Below are 2,850 nucleotides of genomic sequence, written 5' to 3' on the forward strand. Positions count from 1 at the left end.
CATAGACGTGGCAGGTGGCGCAGGCGCAGGCGCCGCCGCAGTCGGCGTCGATGCCGGGGATGTTGTTCTTCACCGCGCCTTCCATGACGCTGAGCCCCGGCTTCACGTCGACGACGTGCTCGGTGCCGTCGTGCTCGATGTAGGTGATCCTCGACATTGACGCCCTTCGCTCAGGAGATGCAGCGGCCTGTTGGTGATGACGGATGAGTCCGGCGACGCGCGATCTGCTTCATCGACACGCCTCGAGCCCGGATGGTCCGGGCCCCAGGCGGTCGTTGACTTCAATCCTGAAGATCGTTCGCGCGCCGCCAGGCTTTCAATCGCGATGCGGGATGACAACCTGCATCGCCTCATATCCCTTGATGAAGGCCGAGGGCACGCGCCTGGGTTCTTCCATGACCTTGATCTCGGGAAACCGCGGCAGGAGCTCCTCCCACAGGATGCGCAACTGCAGTTCAGCCAGGCGGTTGCCGACGCAGCGGTGGATGCCGAAGCCGAAGGACAGGTGTTGGCGGGGCCGCTCGCGGTCGATGATGTAGGCGTTCGGGTTCTCGATCACCTCATCATCCCGGTTGCCGGACGCGTACCACATGACGACTTTGTCGCCCTTCCGGATCGTCTTGCCGCCCAGCTCGATGTCGCGGGTGGCGGTGCGGCGCATGTGGGAGAGCGGGGTCTGCCAGCGAATGGTCTCGGAGACCATTGACGGGATCAGGGCGGGATTGTCGCGCAGCTTGCGGTGCTGGTCCGGATTCTGGTTCATCGCCAGAACCGAGCCGGTCATGGAGTTGCGGGTGGTGTCGTTGCCGCCGACAATCAAGAGGATCAGGTTCCCGAGATACTCCATGCGGTCCATGTTCCGCGTTGCCTCGCCGTGGGCCAGCATGGAGATCAGGTCGCCCTTCGGCGGCGCGTTCACGCGCTCGTTCCAGAGGCGGGTAAAGTAGTCCACACACCCGAACAGCTCCTCCTTGCGCTGTTCCTCGCCGCGGCCCGCTTCAAAAAGCGGGGAGTCGTTGTCCGCGGTGGCGACGTCCGACCAGCGGGTGAGCTTGCGGCGGTCCTCCCATGGGAAGTCGAACAGAGTGGCCAGCATCTGGGTGGTCAGCTCGATGGACACCCGATCCACCCAGTCGAAGGGTTCGCCGATGGGTAGGGCGTCGAGGGTCTTGCCGATGCGCTCGCGGATCAGGGGTTCCAGAACATGCAGATTGGCGGGCGAGACGATGGGGCTGACGGTCTTGCGCTGAACGTCGTGTTTGGGCGGGTCCATCGCGATGAACATCGGAAGGGTGAAGTCTTCCTTGGGGTCGACAATGGTGATCGAAGGCTCTGAGGAAAACGCCTCGTGGTCGGTGTCGACCGCCATGATGTCGTTGTACTTGGTCACCGACCAGAACGCGCCGTCCTCGTGATGCTCCGCCGGGTGAAGATGGACGGGGTCCTCCGTCCGCAGGCGTTCGAAGTACGGCCAGATGGTGTCGGTTCGCCAAAGCTCGATGTCGGTGACGTTGATGTCCCCCAACGGCATGGCGTAGGCCTTTGCGCGGGCTTCGGCCTTCAGATCGATCGAGCCATCATCCATGGCGGTTCCCCAATTGTACATTTTCAGTATCCGTGAAAATGACGTAGGCGTCAACTTTATTCGCGTGCGTCTCGCAAGTCAGTTGTAGGCGGCAAAAATCCCAGTTGCCTGACGCCCGGAGAAGGGGACAACGTCGGAGAAACAACATCGGGTGAAGTTCAATGGATGATCTCGTGCTCCGCGCTGACCGGGCCGGCGTCTGCCAGCTGACGCTGAACCGGCCGGATAAGCTCAACGCGCTGAATGTCGATCTCTTCCGGGCGCTCGAGGCCCACATCGCCGACCTGGAAGCGGCGCCTGCCGGCGTCGTCGTGCTGCGCGGCGCCGGGCGGTGCTTCTCGGCGGGCCACGATCTCGGCGACATCGCCGCGGGCGAAAAACTTCCCCGCCCCAACTACCAGTCGCATGTGATCGAGCGTCTCGCCGACCTTCCCTTGCCGGTCGTCAGTGCGGTGCACGGCCATTGCTACACGGGCGCCCTCGAACTTGCCCTGGCCGCCGACATCATTCTCGCCGCCGAGTCCGCCAAGTTCGGCGACACCCACGCCAAGTGGGCGCTGACGCCGGTCTGGGGCCTCAGTCAGCGACTGCCGCGCCGGGTGGGGACCTACAAGGCGCGCGAGATGATGTTCACCTGCCGCACCTATTCCGGTCGGCAGGCCGAGACGATGGGCCTCGCCAACGCCTGCGTCGCGGACGCCGAATTCGAAGCGGCCATCGACAGCCTCGCCTCTGAGATCCTGGCCAATTCGTCGTTCAGCCATGCCGCCAACAAGCGGCTGCTGACCGAAACCGACGGCCTGCCCCAGCGCGCAGGTCTGGCGCATGAAATCTATCGAGGCGAAGGGGTGGGGCCGGATATGTCCGATCGCATCCAGGAATTTACGAGGCGCTCGACATTTCGACAAAGTCCTTCGTAAGACCTGGCAAGCATCGACACCCTGCGTGCTTGGCTCGACCGCCAGCTCGAGCCCGCGGACCAGCTCCCGCGCAGGACGTTGCTCGCAGCCGTTTCCGAAGAAGCGCTCCAGCCATATGGCTCGGAGCCCAAACAGCCCGGCTCAGCCGCAAATTGCCGAATGACGCTCTGCGTGCTGCGTAAGCGCTGTCCGGACCCCACCTTCCGCTGACGCTGCTGGCCGGTGATGGTGACGATCCCCTTGGTGCGGATCGTTTCATGTCTGGATTTAACCCTACGCTTGACCCTAGGCCGGTGCAGGTTCGCCGGCTGGAGGTGCTGACGGGCGTGGGCGGGCGGCGGCGCT

Annotated in this window: 3 protein-coding genes; 1 reads left to right on the forward strand and 2 read right to left on the reverse strand. The window is 63.9% G+C overall.

The genetic code is table 11. The features are described from left to right. Together AX721_RS07955 and AX721_RS07960 are read right to left on the reverse strand one after the other, a co-directional pair. Nucleotides 1-157 (reverse strand): 2Fe-2S iron-sulfur cluster-binding protein (locus tag AX721_RS07955; protein WP_156467062.1); only part of this gene is annotated, 157 nt, incomplete at its 3' end. Nucleotides 158-316: 159 nt separating this feature from the next. After that, on the reverse strand, nucleotides 317-1,585 hold the full coding sequence (locus AX721_RS07960; RefSeq protein WP_068875484.1) for a cytochrome P450: 1,269 nt from the start codon (nucleotides 1,583-1,585) through the stop codon (nucleotides 317-319). A gap of 173 nt (nucleotides 1,586-1,758) precedes the next feature. Here AX721_RS07960 and AX721_RS07965 point away from each other — a divergent pair, with 173 nt between their 5' ends. Next, on the forward strand, nucleotides 1,759-2,505 hold the full coding sequence (locus AX721_RS07965; RefSeq protein WP_197422500.1) for an enoyl-CoA hydratase/isomerase family protein: 747 nt from the start codon (nucleotides 1,759-1,761) through the stop codon (nucleotides 2,503-2,505). The last annotated feature ends 345 nt before the right edge of the window (nucleotides 2,506-2,850 follow it).

It is taken from the genome of Phenylobacterium sp. CCH9-H3 (genome assembly GCF_001557235.1).
Taxonomy (GTDB): Bacteria; Pseudomonadota; Alphaproteobacteria; order Caulobacterales; family Caulobacteraceae; genus Phenylobacterium.

Coding starts and splice junctions, on each gene's coding strand:
- AX721_RS07960 (WP_068875484.1), bottom strand. CDS start 1,585: ATGGATGATGGCTCGATCGATCTGAAGGCCGAAGCCCGCGCAAAGGCC.